This window comes from Enterobacter wuhouensis, assembly GCF_035835995.1.
Classification (GTDB): Bacteria; Pseudomonadota; Gammaproteobacteria; order Enterobacterales; family Enterobacteriaceae; genus Enterobacter; species Enterobacter wuhouensis.
This window is the reverse complement of record NZ_CP142124.1, coordinates 22,163-38,521: the sequence shown is the minus strand read 5'-3', so window position 1 is coordinate 38,521 and position 16,359 is coordinate 22,163. Positions and strand designations below refer to the sequence as shown.

The window sequence follows — 16,359 nt, the reverse complement described above, 5'->3', positions numbered from 1 at the left end:
TTTAAATAATGTGCCAATTTTTTTCTGCTGCATATCGGGTAAGCGCGGAATGCTCTCCCACACAGACGGGATGCCCGATGGCTTCGAGCATTGGAATATCCGAAAGATCGTCACCGTAGGCATAACAATCTGCCGGATTAATCTCCTTATCCCGGCAAAACGTCATCAGGGCGTCTTTTTTACCCGCGCCAATTGTTTGGGGCAGGCCGATTTCACCCGTCAACTCGCCTGCGTCATTTATTATCAACGGCGCACAGAGTATGTCCGTTACTCCAAGATATTTCGCAATGGGTGACAGAATCGGAAGCATAGAGCCCGATATAAATACGGTGTACATGTTCTGGCTCTGATGGCTTTTAAGTGCCGAAGCGGCACTCTCAATAAAAAATTCGTTTTCCAGCTTACGCCTGAACCATTCCTCGCCCATTTCTTCCAGATAACGACAAGATACACCTTCAAACTGGCGATAATACTCTCTGTTCAGCGTCTCCCTTGGCACACCGTTTTTTACGTCGGCGCGAAAGCGAGACATATAGCGTTGAAGACGATCGTTTTGATTATTTGCCCTGCACCAGAAGTCATAGAAATCAAACATGCTTTTAATATTTATTAGCGTCTCATCAACGTCAAAAAATGCGGCGTGTTTACGCAAAGCCTATTCCTCGTAGTTTTTTCTTCGACTCTTAACCGGGAAATCTTTATCCGTACCAGGCACGCCAGCATCCGCCCAGCGGGAAGGTTGAATTTCAGACACCACCACGGAAATTTTATCCAGCGGCGCACCCGTGTTTTTGTGAACGGCAAACGTAATATCTTCCTGAAGCCTGATGATTTGATTTTCATCTTTCGTCGGCCAGGTCATCACATGAACAAACGGCATACTTTTCTCACTCTATAGTTGTAAATTCATCGAAGGAACGGCCTTTGAGTTTTAAATGGGCATGGATATCGCCTCCAAGACCGTAAAAACCAATTGCACCGCCGTAGCTCTGACGCGAGCTCATATAAAGGACGACCACGTTAATAATTCTGTTTCCTTTCCTCTCCGGAGCCGGAAAAGGATCGGTTAACTCAGCCCAATATTCAGCGTTACCTTCGCTGTCGGTTATAAATACGTTGGGTATGCCCAGCGGGCCAGGCCTGCTCGTCGCCTCAGAGGCTAAATCGTTCTCCCTGAGACTCATCACGGTATAAACGCTATCCGGGACAAGACTCCTGAACGAAAACGTGAATCGCGCTCGCTTCTTGTCTTCGGACAACGTGACGTCAAAGGTTCCCTCTGCCTCAAGCCAGGCAGCGAGGGTGACAGGCTGGATGTCTCGCTTTCCATCGCTGCTGCGATAATCTGCGATATAACCTTCATGAAGCGGCAGGCTAGGCCGCTTTTCCTTATTGGCCTGCGGCCGCTGTTCCGGGGCGAATATCATCCGATAGTTGTTCATCGGAATGGGTAAAGGCAGAGTATGAAGAATGATGTCCTTCAACGCGTCCTGAGGCATTTTTTCTATATCGCACAGAACGTTATAGGGCGCGATTTCCCCAAATGCCGGGAGCGCGCTGTCCGGTGAAACAATGACGCTTCGCCACTGCAGGCCGTTATCCCCGGGCACCATGCCAACCACGACAAAATTTCCCTTCCCGTCCATGACCTCCGCAGGGGGGTAAAGCGGCCCCTGCGTGGTCGCAGCCAGACGGTATTTCTGGCTACGTAATTCAGGCATGCGTTACCCCCTGCGCCACCCCTTGCTGCTCAACGATGGTCGCCTGCATGGCAACCTCAGCCAGAGATTTTTCTTTCTCTGCGATCAGGGTGGAAGGATAGACGGTGAACGACACATCCATCGTCGCGCAAAGCGTTTGGTGCTGAGTAACACGTACCTGAGCCTTGAAGCGCCCCCGGCGGTCATTAATATCTTTTTCAAGAAATTCAAAATGGACCAGCGCCGGTAAAGGGAACAGGAAGCTGGCGAAATTGATTGCCATGCTGTTAATGACGTAATAGCGCCCGCTTTCCCGCGGGTAAATAAATTCTTCGGTGACGCCGATAAAGGCCTGTCGGCTGGCTTCAACCAGGAGCATTCCCTGAATATGCTGGCCCGTCTGGTGATCCGCCATCAATTCGCAACGCTCATCGATTAACAGAGGCATCGCATAGAGTTCGGGATTATGCTCAGCTTGTTCCGCAGGTCCTATAAGTATGTTCTGTTCCAGTTTTTTATGGCAATGTGCATTTTTTTTGTCACTCACCAGTTTTTCCAGAGAGCACATTTTTAGTTTATTACCATGAATCGCGTTTCTTGCCTGGTTTGAAATTACTTTCCCGGCAAAATCCTTGCGTACGCCCTGCCCAACAATAATTTCATGTTCTTTATCAATGATATTCGCAGGGATCTGAGTCAATAATTCAAGCTGAGATATAGTCAGTACATCTTTACCATTGGCAAATTCATTAAATTTATCGCCAACAACTACCAACTTTTTACAGTTCATTCATTGTTCCTCAACAACAGCAAGCACGATAGATACGCGTATAAAGGCCGTCATTGCCGCCAGTGATAAAGTTGTCGCCGGCCTGCTGAATGATTTCCTGGTAACGCGCATTGGTAAATGCTTCTTTATATTCTGCTTTATCGCCGTTGAATGAGGAGATAAACATCACGCCTGGAACGCCGCTGATCAGGGAATGAAACGCTTCGAAACTTTCGATTTTATCTTTGTTATCTCTTACCACATTAAAGATGGTTTCATCGCGCCACTGACGATACTGCTGATAGTTATGCGCGGGCACCTCAACGTGACGAAGCTGAATATAATTTGATTCGGGTAAGCTTTTTTTATTATCGATTGGAGATTCAACAAACTTAAGCAGTTCGCGACGAATATCGGCAGAAAGAACAGCAGAGAAACGATGGAACATGGATTCCATTTCACTCTCAGCCCATGCAATTTCTTTAATGTCATTGAAAGCGCGCAGTTCCAGCAGTTCATTAACGCCGTTTTCTTCACAGGAATAGTAGCGAACGTTTTCATTGCTTTTTAAGGAAGTAAAATCTTTCTCGGTAAATGTATTTTTTAACGGGAAGCGTGATACCAGTACATATTTAGACGACATAATTACTCCGAATATTGATTGAGTGAGGATTCGGGTAGAAATTTATCAATACAGGAAACAATTGGAATTGTTAAATTTGTAATATATTTTTTGTATTACTGTTAAAACGGGTTTTACTGCCTGCATTTAGCGTGTAATATCGAAATGGAAAAAAGACGAAATACCTTTTCGCATTCAGGACCCACGTATGGCCACAGCAGAACATTTAATCAGCAATAACCTGCCCAGCATCAAACAATTACAATGCTTTCTCGCTGTTGCACATGAACTCAACTTCCGTAAGGCTGCCGAACGCCTGCGCATGACTCAACCACCGTTGACGCGTCAGATAAAATGCCTTGAAGCGGTACTGAAGCGTCAGCTGTTCAGCCGCAGCACGCATGACGTTAGCCTTACTGACGCAGGTCGTGCGCTGGTTGTTCAGGCTGAAAAAATATTAAAAGACATCAGCAATTTAAAAGAAGATCCACTCTCATCGGAAACGGGCCTGCGCATCGGGCTGACGCGAACGCTTAATTTTGAATATATTGAACCCGTGAATACCCAGCTTCAAAAAATGAACGCGGGAGATGATGTCGAAACGCCGGACCTGACGTCAGCCCAGCTGCTGCAAAGCTTGTCTAAAAATATGCTGGATCTGGTGCTGACCGGGGAAAAAGGAACGGGTCATGAAGACATCGTTCAATACCGCTGGGTCTGCCAGGAACCGTTGCTGATCGCAATGCCCTCTTTGCATCCTGCCAGCCTGAAAGAGAAAGTCTCGCTGGAAGACATTAGCGATCTCCCGATTTTTTGGTTTTCGCGAAGCGCTAACCCGTCATTCTATGACAAATGCGAAAGCTACTTTGATACGCTGAAAACGCCGCTGAAGCGTATTAAAGAGCCGGATGATTCCCTCGTGATGCTAAGCCGCATTGCAAGAGGGAAAGGATTCGCCCTGCTGCCACAGTCGAAATGCACCTTTAATCAGGAAGGACTTTGCTACCGTGAACTTACGGACGCGGAGGCAAAAAGGTTAAACATAGATATCTATGCCGCCACCCGCCTCAATGAAAATAGAGAAGAGATTCTGAACGCTCAGAACGTGCTTTGCGGGAAAATGCCTTAATGCAGATAAAACACGCCCTCTTCCGGCAGGAAGAGCTGGTTATAGCGTAGCTGGAAGGCGTTAAGCTCCTGCGGGTCGGGCTCCATCTCGCGCATAAAGCCAAGCGCGAGGCGGATTTGCGCATCGGTAATGGGTGCGGCAAGGCGGGCTTTGCGCAGCATGCGGTGCCAGGTGTGCAGGTTCTCTTCGCTGCCGTCGACAATACAGACCTGCCAGATGAGCAGCACCTGGGCCGCGTTTTGCAGATGCGCCTCATCGGGCCGCTCAAGGTAGCGGATAAACTCATTACCCGACGTTTTACCAAACTGGTCGATCATCGACTCAACCGGCATCGGGGTGATCCCCAGACGCTCGCTTAAACGTTTGATGGCGCGGCGGGAATCTGAGGTCAGGACGCGAAATCCCACCACAAACACCACGGCAAGCGTTGCCAGCATTATCCAGACCATGCGTTCTCCTTAGACTAGCCGCTCATCATAGCGGGAAACGCAGCGCGTCGACAGCGGGCGGAAGCATAATAGTGAACGGAAAAGAGGTGGAAATCGGCATGAAAGCGAAACAGCGCATGCTGCTACCTTGGCTCTAACCAGCGCACCGAAAAATAACCATCATTGATACCTTCCGCGCGTTGCACATCATGTATAAACCACGCATACAGCACTGAAGCCCCCATACACCATTTTACCGGTGGTGCTTTACCATCATGCCCTGCTGTACCACAGTCCAGATATCTCCTGGCACGCAATAACGCTGGCTCAAGAATGTTGTCCAGATAAATCTTCGGGGGATAATAAAACTTTTGGGTCAGTAGAAGACTGGCCGCACTCGCCACATCAGACAGCCAGCCCCAGTGTTTTTTCAAGATGGCGATATCTTCCGTTACGCTATCCATCTCCTGGCGCGCCTGAGAAGATAGTCCCAGCAGACCTGATGCGGAGGACGTGGACGTCATTATTCCGTTGCGGATCCCCTCCAGACGGCGCAGTTCACTCTTGTATTCGTAAAACTGCCTGCTCAGCCACTCAAAATAATCATCGAGATGTCGGTTCAGGGCCTGATAGCTGAGCGTTTGAGCATTAATCGCACTTTGGTATGTTTCGACCCATTGATCAACAGACTGGGATTTGACGCTGTCACGGACATCAAAATATTTCGCAATTACCGGGTTATTCTCATCAAGAGTTTTCAAATCAGGAAATGGAACGCCAGCCTTCATAGCCTCCTGATACATTTTTCGCAGCGGAACGCGACTCAACTCGGCACTCGGCTTTTGCACATCGGGTTTTAATCCGCCGCCAATATCGTCGCTGCATCCCGGCATCAATACTTCCTGATGCTGAAAGCCTTTCCGCCCGGTACGGTACACGCAGCGCCAGCGTCGGCGCTCATGTGCGGCTACCAGGTGCAGCGAATGTTTGACCGCCTCCGGCAAGGGCGACTGGTGGTCGAGGTATTTCCGACCAAACATGCTGATGATTTGCCCTGCTGTTTCCGCATGTTTTACCGGTGCCCACTCCAGGACGCTACCGGCATAATCCAGCCCGTTGTCACTGCTCATCGGTGTATCCCGCGAGCAGTCAAACAGCCCGGCAAACACGATATCAACCGGTATTCCCTTGAAAGCAGGCTTTCCGTCCTCGCGTTGAACACACAGATCATTTAGCAGCAGGTCGATAAACTGCCGGGCCTGCGTCCCGCCCATATCAAAACCAAACACCGATACAGAAATCAGCCTGAGAGGCACTTCTCCCTGCTTCAGCGCATCTTCAACCGTGCGCTCAAAACGTATTCTGGTGCTGTTCAGCCGGGTGTCGGCACCGCTTACGGTGCTGTATGCAATAAACTCGTTATCCCTCAGCCAGGGCGTGGCTTCGATATCTGCCCGAATCGCCCCTTTCAGGGTGGCATCTCTCAGTTGCCTGAGCTGGCCTTTCGGCGTGAGCAGTTTTTGCCGTAATTCATTGCGCACGTTCTGATTGCTGGCACCGCCCGCTTTTGCTTTAAAAATATCTTTTAGCGCATCGGTCGGCTGATCTTTTAGCGAGTCCTTTACGGCGTTACCTGTTCCGTCAATAAATTGCTGGAGCGCTTCGCCTTCCATTTCAAGAAAGGGGGTCCCCAGACCTGAAATATAGAATTTCTGATGACTTAGGGTTGAACTATCTTTATCGGGTGTAGGGTAAGCCCGATAAAGTCGTGCAATATTACTCAATCTGTGTTCTGGCGCATCCTGCTCAATATTACGCCCCACGCCGTCAAAAAAGAGCCCGATGTGAAGTGTTCGTGAACAACTCCCAAGCCCATATTCATAGCCTTGAGATGCTCGGTTTGCCGCTGCGATGCAGGCATCCAAATCAAATGCCATCGTTATTTATCCTCGATGAGCGGTGACGGCGTATAGTTTGGGCTGCGCGGGTCGTAGGGTGAAAAGGCATTATCACTCCACCCCAGCAACACCTTATCTCCTGGTAAAAAGTACACATGCAGGTCGTTTTCACCCCGCTTACGTTCAGGTAACGGCATGACAACCCTGTGCACTTCAGTTCGTAGCCCGGCATTGTACTGAGCCCTTGTATAATCCACAGTCCAGATAACCTCCGCAGTCTTTCCCTGAATTGCCCCGCAGCAGGTTGCTGCTCCATTCTCCCCCGCATATTTATTATCAGGGTTAAAGGCCCCGGCATTGCCACCCGCTACACCATTTACACTGAACCCCCGAATAGGACGCTCAATTCGGGTATGAATAATCAGCGTTACGCCCCCCATCGGGGGTGCCCAGAGCATCACCCATACAATCCAGCCCAGCACGAACACCACCGGCAGCGCAACAGCGCTCCACAGCCATACTTTTCGCCTGGCGTAAAAACGCGTGACTGCACCATCCACTGTTTCAAGGCGCGTAAAAAAGCCCATCAGTACTCACTCCCTGTTTAATTGTCCATCAACTCTGGTGCTTGTTTATAGTTCGGGCTACGCGGATCGTAGGGTGAAAAGGCATTATCACGCCACCCCAGCAGTACCTTATCTCCCGGTAAAAAGTACACATGCAGGTCGTTTTCACCCCGCTTACGCTCCGGTAACGGCATCACCACTCGTCGTTGCTCTGGTCTCATCCCCCTTTCATACTGCGGACCGGTGACACTGAGCGTCCAGATAACCTCTGCGGTCTTTCCCTTGATCGCACCGCAGCAGGTTGCAGCCCCATTTTCTCCAGCATATTTATTGTCAGGATTAAAAGCCCCAGCATTGCCTCCCGCCACACCATTTACACTGAAACCCAGAATCGGCCGGTCAATTCGGGTATGAATAATCAGCGTTACGCCACCCATCGGGGGTGCCCAGAGCATCACCCACACCATCCAGCCCAGCACGAACACCACCGGCAGGGCAACAGCGCTCCACAGCCATACTTTTCGCCTGGCGTAAAAACGCGTGACTGCACCATCCACTGTTTCAAGCCGCGTAAAAAAGCCCATCAGTACTCACTCCCTGTTTAATTGTCCATCAGCTCTGGTGCTGGTTTATAGTTCGGGCTACGCGGGTCGTAGGGTGAAAAGGCATTATCACTCCACCCCAGCAGTACCTTATCTCCCGGTAAAAAGTACACATGCAGGTCGTTTTCACCCCGCTTACGCTCCGGTAACGGCATCACCACACGTCGCTGCTCTGGTCTCATCCCCTTTTCATACTGCGGACCGGTGACACTGAGCGTCCAGATAACCTCTGCGGTCTTTCCTTTGATCGAACCACAACAGGTTGATTTTCCATTTTCCCCGGCGTATTTATTGCTGGGATCAAATGCCCACGAATTACCGCCCGCCACACCATTTACACTGAAACCCAGAATCGGACGGTCAATTCGGGTATGAATAATCAGCGTTACGCCCCCCATCGGGGGTGCCCAGAGCATCACCCACACCATCCAGCCCAGCACGAACACCACCGGCAGGGCAACGGCGCTCCACAGCCATACTTTTCGCCTGGCGTAGAAACGCGTGACTGCACCATCCACTTTTTCAAGCCGCGTAAAAAAATTCACTAATAGGTATTCCCGTCAGTATGAGACGCCAGAAATCGCCTGACTTAAACGGATCTGACCATTAACAACCTTGGGCAATGCGGCATAAAAGTCTTCAGATTCCAGCATCTGCTTCCCGCCATTGAGATAGCAAAGCGCATACAGCATCTGGTCTGCAGGATGCTCCAGACCGACGCTTTCAGCTTTATTCAATGCCTTCAGCACCATCAATCGCTGAGCGCATGGCGACACTCCCAGACTGGTCGACATTTGTTGCCATTCCTTTAGCACACGAGACACTTCCGGCCGGTCCGAAATCTGCTGCCAGGCATTTTTATCCAGACGGATAACATGGCTTGTGGGCGTTTTGTTTGCTGAGGGTAATATGCTGAGACGCTGCCACTGGACATCGCCGGGTAACCACCACTGCGTAATGCCATTAAACAGATAAGCGTGCCAGTCGTACTGTGCACCGGCAGCCAGGGCACCAATAACATGGCCGGTATAGAAACGTACCAGCACTGCGGCACCCTCGGGTGGCACGATAGTGCATCCACGGGATAACTGCACAGCCAATAAGGAGGGATAACGGGTTGAGATAATCACGGCAACACAACCGGGTAATATTTCCAGATATCCCTGTAGCTGTTCTTTATCATCCACAGCCAGCAGCCAAGGGCCGTAGTTCTGAAGTTCCGTTAACTGTGGGTGGATATATAGCGAATGCAGCCTGTCTTCATGTCTGCCCTTAAAGGCCAGAAAACTTGATTCCGGCTGCGCGCCAGCTTCAAACAAGATGCAAATCGCCTCTTCTGTCCTGACGGGCAATGCTGCCAGTAACTCTGTGGTATCCATCGTTATGCTCCCTGCGCCATGTCATCGTTACTCTGAATCCCCTTCAGCAGACATGGATAATAGATTTAAGCCGTTATGTTTACATGTTCAGGCTAAAAGTTACACAACTGAAAAATAGATAAATTCTGAAAAAAAACAGCCCTGAAGAGTTACCTCTACAGGGCTGTTTTAATAGCGCGAGTAAACTCAGGCTGCTTTCAATTTCTGCTTCTGCGCGCGATTTTCACGGCGAATCTTACGTTCTTCCAGCACCGCGACCATCGCCATCAGGACGATACAGCCGATCGCTGCCGCATCCAGCGCTGCGAAGGTGCCCGCCCAGCCGGTGAGGCCGAAAATCGGCGTGCCGTCGGCGATCATCCCCAGGCCCAGCTTGGCGAAGCTGTCGCCGATCAGGTAGGCGAAGGTGCCTTTAATCCCATCGGCGGCGCCGATCGCTTTTTTCGGGACGAAGCCGACTGCCGCCACGCCGATCAGCAGCTGTGGGCCAAACACCAGGAAGCCGAGCGCGAACAATGACGCCAGGTAAACGTACTGGTTGCTGGCGTGCTGGTAGACGCCGAGGGTGGCGATGATCAGCGCCAGCGCGACGCAGGCCACCAGCGCGCGACGGCCGTTAGCGAGGTCGGAGAGCCAACCCCACAGCAGGGTGCCGACCAGCGCGCCCACTTCGAACAGGGTGAAGCCCTGAATCGCCACCTCTTTAGAAAGCTTCAGCTCCTGGAAGGCATACACGGTTGACCACTGGTCGATGCCGATACGCACCACGTAGAGGAAGATGTTCGAGAAGCAGAGCAGCCAGATGACTTTGTTTTTCAGCACGTATTCAACAAAGATCTGCCATTTGGTCATCTCGTTTTCTTCGGTCTCTTTGTCCTCTTCGCTGATCTCCTCGCCGAACAGCTCTTCGGCTTTGCCGAGGCCGTACGATTCCGGGGAGTCGCTGCCGTAGCGCAGCCCAATAAAGCCGACAATCAGGGCAATAATCGACGGGAAGATAAACATGCCGATGACGTGACCGTCGAACAGGTAATTCGCGCCGAACAGCGCCACGCCTGCCGCACCCGCCCCGCCGAGGTTGTGGGAGATATTCCACATGCCGAGGTACGAACCACGCTTGCGGCGCGGGGTCCATTTGGTGATGGTGGAGTAGCTGCACGACCCGCCGGTGCTCTGGAAGAAACCGCTCAGGGCGTAGAAGGCGATCATCATGAACAGGCTGACGGAGCCCGCGCCCATGCTGGCGCTGAAGCCGAGCATACAGATGGCGGAGAGGATCAGCATAAACGGCAGGAACTGCTTGGTATTTTTGCCGTCCGCGTAGTAGGAAACCAGCGTTTTCCCCACGCCGTAGGTGATGGAGAAGCCCAGGCCAATCATCCCCAGCTGCGTCATGCTCAGCCCGTAGGTTGAGATCATGTCGTTCTGCGCGATGTTAAAGTTTTTGCGGATCAGGTACATGGTCAGGTAGCCGATGAAGACCACCAGATAGGACTGCATGAACGGTTTGAACCACATCTTGCGCCGCACGTCGAGCGGCAGATCCAGGGTCGGCTTGCGCACCTGATTTAAGAAGGCCAGCATGACTGAGTTACTCCTGAGCTGATTTTTGCAGCATTGTAAAAATCAGCCGGGAGAGATGCCTGAGACAGCGTCCAGGTAAAACCGGGAAAATTTCCTAGTTTTGCGCCACTCGGGGCGAAAAGGTGAGGCGCGTCACGCTTCGCGCGGTGACTGGGCGTGCAAAAACGGCAGCAGCAGCAGGGCAGAAATCCCCGCCGCGATGGCGATCGCCGCAAAGAAACCGCTCCAGTGCCAGACGTCGATCACCCGCGCCAGCGGCCAGCCGGAGAGCGATGCGCCGAGATAGGCAAACAGCCCGACAAATCCCGTCGCCGCGCCTGCCGCCTCTTTGTGGGAACACTCCGCCGCCGCCATGCCGATCAGCATCTGCGGGCCAAAGACGAAGAAGCCGATGGTGAAGAAGCACGCCGCCTGCATCACGTAGCTGGCGAACGGCATCAGCCACAGCGAGCCGACGGAGAGCAAAATCCCGGCGGCAAAAATCAGGTTCATCGGGCCACGGTTGCCGTTGAACAGCTTGTCCGATCCCCAGCCCGCCACCAGCGCGCCGATAAACCCGCCCAGCTCGAACATCGTCACCGCTGAGTTCGCCGTGACCAGATCCACGCCGAGCGTCTCGGACATGTACAGGTTGCCCCAGTCGTTGATCGCCGCGCGCACCACGTAGACCAGCACGTAGCAGAGCGACAGCAGCCAGATGTACGGGTTTTTCAGCACGTATTTGGTGAGGATCTCCCTGCGGGTCAGCCCCGCGCCCTCCTGCTGCTGGGCAATCTCCATCTCGTCGTGCCGCCAGTCTCCCACCGGCGGCAGGCCGACGGTCTGAGGCCGGTCGCGCAGGCGCCAGCAGAGGAACAGCCCGGCGACAATCGCGAGGCCACCGGCAATCATCATCCCGGCGCGCCAGCCGTAGTGCAGCGCCGCCGCGCCCACCACCATCGGGATCAGCGCCCCGCCGACGTTATGCGCGGTGTTCCAGATCGCCCACCAGCCGCCGCGCTCGTTGCGCGAGTACCAGGCGGTGAGCAGGCGGGCGCAGACCGGCGCGCCCCAGCCCTGGAAAAAGGCGTTCAGCGCCCACAGCAGGGCAAAGGCCCACAGCGAGGTGGAGAAACCAAACAGGATGTTCACCACGCCGGTAGCGATCAGCCCAACGCCCATAAAATAGCGCGCGTTGGAGCGGTCGCTGACGATGCCGGAGACGAACTTCGACAGGCCGTAGGTGATGTAAAACAGCGTCGCCAGCAGGCCGATATCGGTGCGCGTCATCACGCCGCTGGCGAGTATTTCCGGCGCGGCGGCGTTGAAGCTTTTGCGGGTGAAGTAGAACAGCGCGTAGCCGAGCCAGATGGTCATCAGGATATGGCGACGCCAGTAGCGGTAACGGGCGTCGATTTCCGCTTTATCGCCTATCGGCGCGGCGCTGGCCGGGATTTTAAACATGGTGCGTCCTTAACGGCAGGCTGACGCTAACTCGCGTCCCGTGGGTGCAGGATATATTGAGCGTGCCGCCGAGCGCCGTCACGCGCTCGCGCATCCCCGCCAGGCCAAAGCCCTGCTGGCCGGAGCCCGGCGGCAGGCCGCAGCCGTCGTCTTCAATCACCAGCATCAGGCGCTCGTCCTGCTGCCAGCCCTGGATCGTGACCGCGCTGGCGCTGGCGTGCTTGACGATATTGTTCAGCCCCTCCTGACAGACGCGGAACAGCGTCACGCGCTGTCCTTCGCTCAGCGCAGGCTCGTTAATACGCCAGTCGAGATGGCTGACAATGCCGCGGCTTTCAAGCTCCATCTCGCGCATCAGGGAGCGCACCGCCTGCTCAAGCGACAGGTCGTCAAGCTGGCGCGGGCGCAGCCGTCCTAACAGGCGGCGAACGGAGTCATAAACGCCCAGCGAAAGCTGTTCGATATGCGCCCCGCCCTGCTTGACGCTCGCGTTTTCCGCCGCCAGGCGCTGAACGATGCCCGCCTGGGTGCGGATGGCGGTGATGGTCTGGCCGATATCATCGTGCAGCTCGCGGGCGACCTCCTGCCGCACGCTCTCTTCCGTCTCCAGCAGACGCTCCGCCAGACGGCGGTTGCGCGCCAGCTCGGTTTGCAGGGACTGGTTCAGCTCGCGCAGGCGCTGAATGCCCGCGCCGAGCAGCAGCCCGGTCAGGCTCTGGGCCAGCAGGGAAAGGAGTAAATCCACCGGATGATCGTGCCAGGTCTGGCTGGCGATCAGCGCGATGGCGTTCATCAGCGTGGCGATCAGCGCCCCCTGCCAGCCGTAGTGCCAGGCCAGGGCGATGATCGGCAACGCCAGGCAAAATGGGGTAAAGCGTGAAAGCTCGGCGGGCAGGCCAAGCTGTAGCCACAGGCTCACCACAAACAGCAGCAGATACCAGATGAGGTGCCGGGCGCGCCAGTTCACCGGTTGGGAAACCAGCGAAGGCCCCAGCGGCTGCCAGACTGTGCTGGTGAGATAGTGCCAGATCACGAGGCAGGTTGGTGCCAGCGTCAGGCCGCCGGTGAGGGTCAGCAGCAGGGCGTTGAGCATCTCCTTCTCGCCGACCCACGCAAGCGACTGCAGCAGCGCGGCGGCAATCAGCGCCGCCCCCTGACGCAGCAGCGTGCGCCAGTCGCGCTGGTGGCGGTAGCGGGAAATGAGGGCAACCGGGAGAAGCGTGAGCAGGCTTCCGGTCATCAATAAGGGCAGGTGCGCGAGGGCGACTTCCTGCGCCAGCCAGACCAGCATCAGCCACTCTGCGCCGAGCAAAACGGGCCAGTAGCCTCGCGGGCACTGGAGCATTAACCCCAGACGCAGGCCGAAGGGGAACAGCAGCACCGCCAGCTCGGGGCGCTCCACCAGATGCAGGCTGATGCTCCACAGGCAGAACCAGGCGGCGGAGAAGATAAAGAAGCTGGCGACGACGGCGATCGGCCGTGATAAAGCGGAACTCATTGCCAGCCGTCGAACATGCGGCGCGCCAGCTCGACGTCGTTGCTGACGTTAAGTTTTTCCATCAGGTTGGCGCGGTGGACGTGCACGGTTTTGGGCGACAGATCCAGCTCGGCGGCAATCTCTTTTACCGACATGCCCTGCGCGAGTTTTTCCGCAACCTGACGCTCGCGCCTGGTGAGCGGATCCTGACGTCCGGCCGCCAGCTTGATGGCGATATCCGGCGTTAAATAGCAGCCGCCGGTGGAGACGGTGCGCACGGCGGCGATCAGTTCGTCGGGGCTACAGCGTTTAGAGAGGAAGCCGCGCGCGCCCGCGTTGAGCGCCTGCTCGACCAGCGCCGGGCTGTCGTGGACCGACAGCATAATCGTCGCCATGCCCTTTGGCAGCTGGCTTAACAGCTCCAGCCCGGAGAGATCCGGCATCGAGATGTCGCAGATACAGACCTGCACCCCGCGCCCCGGCAGGCCCGCCAGCGCCTCGCGACCGGAGCCAAACTCGGCCACGACCTGAAAATCCGGTTCGAGGTTCAGAAGCTGGGCAAAGCCGGAGCGGACGATAAGGTGGTCGTCGATGAGAGCGATGGTGGTCATGGGTTGATCCTGATGCGTGAACACGCCGGATGCCGGCGTAAACGCCTTATCCGGCCTACGCGTAACGTCCTGGTAGGCCGGATAAGCGCAGCGCCATCCGGCAAAAGCCTCTTACCTTAAGTGATTTACTCGAAAAACACCGCAATTTTGTTAAACATGGTGGGATCGGACTGGTTGCGCGCCACTTTGGTGACGTCTTCCAGCTTATCGATCTGCGCCATCATCTGCTCCAGACGCTGATCGTCGTTGACCAGCAGCCAGATGCGGCTGTGCTCGCTGCCCTGAATCGGCAGACAGAGAATGCCTTCCACGTTAAACGCCCGGCGGGCAAAGAGCCCGCAGACGTGGGTCATGACGCCAGGGTGGTTGCGGACGGTGAGTTCCAGAATGACGTTATCATGTTGTTTCTGCATGGCTTATTCTCCCACCATCTCAGTATTTGCCGCACCCGGCGGCACCATCGGATACACTTTTTGTTCAGGGTCGATACGCACGTGGATCAGCGCCGGGCCGGGGCGAGAAATCGCCGCCTGCAGCGCCGCGTGGGCGTCTTCTTCCGCGTTCAGATCGCAGGTATGCAGGCCAAAACCGGCGGCAATCTGCATAAAGTTAATCATCCCCGGATAGGTCGCCGCAAACACGCCCTGCTTGTAGAACAGGCTCTGCTGCTGGTGCACCAGCCCCAGCGCCTCGTTGTTCATCAGGATGATTTTCACGTCTAACTGGTTTTCGGCCGCGGTCGCCATTTCCTGAATGTTCATCATCAGGCTGCCGTCGCCGGAGAAGCAGATGACCTTGCGGTCCGGATTGGCCAGCGCCGCACCCACGGCTGCGGGCAGACCAAAGCCCATGGTTCCCAGACCGCCGGAGGTCAGCCACTGGCGCGGACGGTTCAGCGGGTAGGCCTGGGCGGTCCACATCTGGTGCTGGCCGACGTCGGTGGTGATAATCGCGCTGTCGTCCACGCAGGCGGCCACGGCGTTGATCAGCCCATAGTGGCTCAGCGGGTCGCCTTCGGTTGGGATAGCGCCCGGGAACTCACGCTGCAGATCCGCCACCAGCTGACGCCAGTCGGCGCGCTCGGTTGCGTCCGTCTGCGGGATCAGCTGCGCCAGCACCTCGGCCACATCGCCCTGAATCGCCACGTGCGGCTGCTTGATTTTACCCAGCTCCGCGCGGTCGATATCCACGTGAATGATTTTCGCGTTCAGGCAGAACTGCTCGGTTTTGCCAATCGCCCGGTCATCAAAACGCGCGCCCATAACAATCAGCAAATCAGCCTCTTGCAGGATGTAGTTGGTGCTGCGCGCGCCGTGCATGCCCAGCATGCCGAGAGAGAGCGGGTGCGCTTTAGGCAGCATGCCGAGCGCCATCAGGGTCATGGTGGTCGGCAGGTTGGCTTTTTCCGCAAACTGACGGATTTCATCCGCGGCGTTAATCGCTCCGCCGCCCAGGTAGAGCACCGGGCGTTTGGCGGCGTTAATCATAGCGGCGGCGTCGCGCACGCTCTCAGCGCTGAATTCTGGCGCGGGGGCACGGTCGCCCGGCTCGGGCAGAACGTCGATCTCGATCTCTGCAGTCTGGACATCCTTAGGAATGTCTATCCACACCGGGCCCGGGCGGCCGGACTGCGCAATGCGGAACGCATCGCTGATAACCTGAGGCAGCTCGCTGATATCGCGAACTAAATAGTTATGTTTGGTGATGGGGATAGAGATGCCGTAGGTGTCCACTTCCTGGAACGCATCGGTGCCGATCATTGAGGACGGTACCTGCCCGGTAATGCAGATCAGCGGAATGGAGTCGAGACGCGCGTCGGCGATGGCGGTGACCAGGTTGGTTGCGCCCGGGCCGCTGCAGGCCATACAGACCGCCGGTTTGCCCTGCGTACGCGCCATACCCTGCGCGATAAAGCCTGCCCCCTGCTCGTGGCGCGCCAGCACGTGGCGGATCTGCGTGCTTTGGCTTAACGCATCGTACAGCGGCAGCACCGTGCCGCCCGGAATGCCCGCAACGATGGTAATACCCTGTCGTTCCAGTAAGTGAACGATTAACTGCGCGCCCGTAAAGCGCGTCCTGGTGGATGTTGTGCCCGAAATTGCCATGCTCCAGTCCTTTTCTTCTGGGCCGACTTTCCGGGGAGGCTCTTAA

18 protein-coding genes are annotated in these 16,359 nt (G+C 55.3%); 1 reads left to right on the top strand and 17 read right to left on the bottom strand.

Annotation, left to right across the window (positions count from 1 at the left end):
• Nucleotide 1 precedes the first annotated feature (1 nt).
• Genes VPX56_RS00210 through VPX56_RS00190 form a run of 5 tightly spaced genes read right to left on the bottom strand, consistent with a single transcriptional unit; the run spans nt 2 to nt 3,112 of the window.
• The gene (locus VPX56_RS00210) at nt 2–652 is read right to left on the bottom strand and encodes an HAD family hydrolase (protein ID WP_326469163.1); all 651 of its coding nucleotides are present in this window, start codon (nt 650–652) and stop codon (nt 2–4) included.
• A 3-nt stretch (nt 653–655) separates the two neighbouring features.
• A complete protein-coding gene (locus VPX56_RS00205) occupies nt 656–880 on the bottom strand; it encodes a 2-hydroxymuconate tautomerase (RefSeq protein ID WP_131634588.1) in 225 nt (74 codons plus the stop codon).
• A gap of 7 nt (nt 881–887) precedes the next feature.
• Nucleotides 888–1,721 carry a hypothetical protein gene (locus tag VPX56_RS00200; RefSeq protein WP_131634587.1) on the bottom strand — a complete coding sequence of 278 codons (834 nt, stop codon included), beginning with the start codon at nt 1,719–1,721 and terminating at the stop codon, nt 888–890.
• Nucleotides 1,714–2,490, bottom strand: coding sequence for an AfsA-related hotdog domain-containing protein (locus VPX56_RS00195; protein ID WP_326469159.1), 777 nt, complete (start codon nt 2,488–2,490; stop codon nt 1,714–1,716). Before VPX56_RS00195 ends, VPX56_RS00200 begins: the two co-directional genes overlap by 8 nt.
• Nucleotides 2,491–2,500: 10 nt before the next feature.
• The gene (locus tag VPX56_RS00190) at nt 2,501–3,112 is read right to left on the bottom strand and encodes a hypothetical protein (RefSeq protein WP_131634585.1); all 612 of its coding nucleotides are present in this window, start codon (nt 3,110–3,112) and stop codon (nt 2,501–2,503) included.
• Between the two features lie 187 nt (nt 3,113–3,299).
• Between VPX56_RS00190 and VPX56_RS00185 the strand changes: the two genes are divergently transcribed.
• Entirely contained in the window at nt 3,300–4,220 is a 921-nt protein-coding gene (locus tag VPX56_RS00185) for a LysR family transcriptional regulator (RefSeq protein ID WP_131634584.1), read from the top strand.
• On the opposite strand, the gene VPX56_RS00180 is transcribed toward VPX56_RS00185, so the two are convergent.
• The 12 genes from VPX56_RS00180 to ilvB form a co-directional block, all read right to left on the bottom strand.
• Nucleotides 4,217–4,669, bottom strand: a complete 453-nt coding sequence (locus tag VPX56_RS00180; RefSeq protein ID WP_047646739.1) for a DUF1198 domain-containing protein — start codon at nt 4,667–4,669, stop codon at nt 4,217–4,219. The two genes, VPX56_RS00185 and VPX56_RS00180, sit on opposite strands and share 4 nt — an antisense overlap.
• A gap of 122 nt (nt 4,670–4,791) precedes the next feature.
• The gene (locus VPX56_RS00175; protein ID WP_326469154.1) at nt 4,792–6,585 is read right to left on the bottom strand and encodes a phospholipase effector Tle1 domain-containing protein; all 1,794 of its coding nucleotides are present in this window, start codon (nt 6,583–6,585) and stop codon (nt 4,792–4,794) included.
• A 2-nt stretch (nt 6,586–6,587) separates the two neighbouring features.
• Nucleotides 6,588–7,133 (bottom strand): DUF3304 domain-containing protein, encoded by a 546-nt coding sequence (locus tag VPX56_RS00170; RefSeq protein WP_326469152.1) that lies wholly within the window; start codon nt 7,131–7,133, stop codon nt 6,588–6,590.
• Nucleotides 7,134–7,150: 17 nt separating this feature from the next.
• Nucleotides 7,151–7,696, bottom strand: coding sequence for a hypothetical protein (locus VPX56_RS00165; protein ID WP_326469150.1), 546 nt, complete (start codon nt 7,694–7,696; stop codon nt 7,151–7,153).
• A gap of 17 nt (nt 7,697–7,713) precedes the next feature.
• Nucleotides 7,714–8,259 carry a hypothetical protein gene (locus VPX56_RS00160; RefSeq protein WP_326469148.1) on the bottom strand — a complete coding sequence of 182 codons (546 nt, stop codon included), beginning with the start codon at nt 8,257–8,259 and terminating at the stop codon, nt 7,714–7,716.
• Nucleotides 8,260–8,274: 15 nt separating this feature from the next.
• Entirely contained in the window at nt 8,275–9,093 is an 819-nt protein-coding gene (locus tag VPX56_RS00155) for a DUF4123 domain-containing protein (RefSeq protein ID WP_326469146.1), read from the bottom strand.
• A gap of 186 nt (nt 9,094–9,279) precedes the next feature.
• The gene (gene uhpT / locus VPX56_RS00150) at nt 9,280–10,677 is read right to left on the bottom strand and encodes a hexose-6-phosphate:phosphate antiporter (RefSeq protein WP_326469144.1); all 1,398 of its coding nucleotides are present in this window, start codon (nt 10,675–10,677) and stop codon (nt 9,280–9,282) included.
• Between the two features lie 132 nt (nt 10,678–10,809).
• Complete coding sequence (uhpC, locus tag VPX56_RS00145; RefSeq protein ID WP_326469142.1) at nt 10,810–12,120, bottom strand: MFS transporter; 1,311 nt, start codon at nt 12,118–12,120, stop codon at nt 10,810–10,812.
• A complete protein-coding gene (gene uhpB / locus VPX56_RS00140; RefSeq protein ID WP_326469140.1) occupies nt 12,113–13,618 on the bottom strand; it encodes a signal transduction histidine-protein kinase/phosphatase UhpB in 1,506 nt (501 codons plus the stop codon). The genes uhpC and uhpB overlap by 8 nt, the downstream gene beginning before the upstream one ends.
• Nucleotides 13,615–14,208 carry a response regulator transcription factor UhpA gene (gene uhpA, locus VPX56_RS00135; RefSeq protein WP_263610640.1) on the bottom strand — a complete coding sequence of 198 codons (594 nt, stop codon included), beginning with the start codon at nt 14,206–14,208 and terminating at the stop codon, nt 13,615–13,617. The genes uhpB and uhpA overlap by 4 nt, the downstream gene beginning before the upstream one ends.
• 125 nt (nt 14,209–14,333) lie before the next feature.
• Complete coding sequence (ilvN, locus tag VPX56_RS00130) at nt 14,334–14,621, bottom strand: acetolactate synthase small subunit (protein WP_010426528.1); 288 nt, start codon at nt 14,619–14,621, stop codon at nt 14,334–14,336.
• A 3-nt stretch (nt 14,622–14,624) separates the two neighbouring features.
• Nucleotides 14,625–16,313: an acetolactate synthase large subunit gene (ilvB, locus tag VPX56_RS00125; protein WP_326469136.1), complete on the bottom strand. Its 1,689-nt coding sequence runs from the start codon at nt 16,311–16,313 to the stop codon at nt 14,625–14,627.
• Nucleotides 16,314–16,359: the final 46 nt, after the last annotated feature.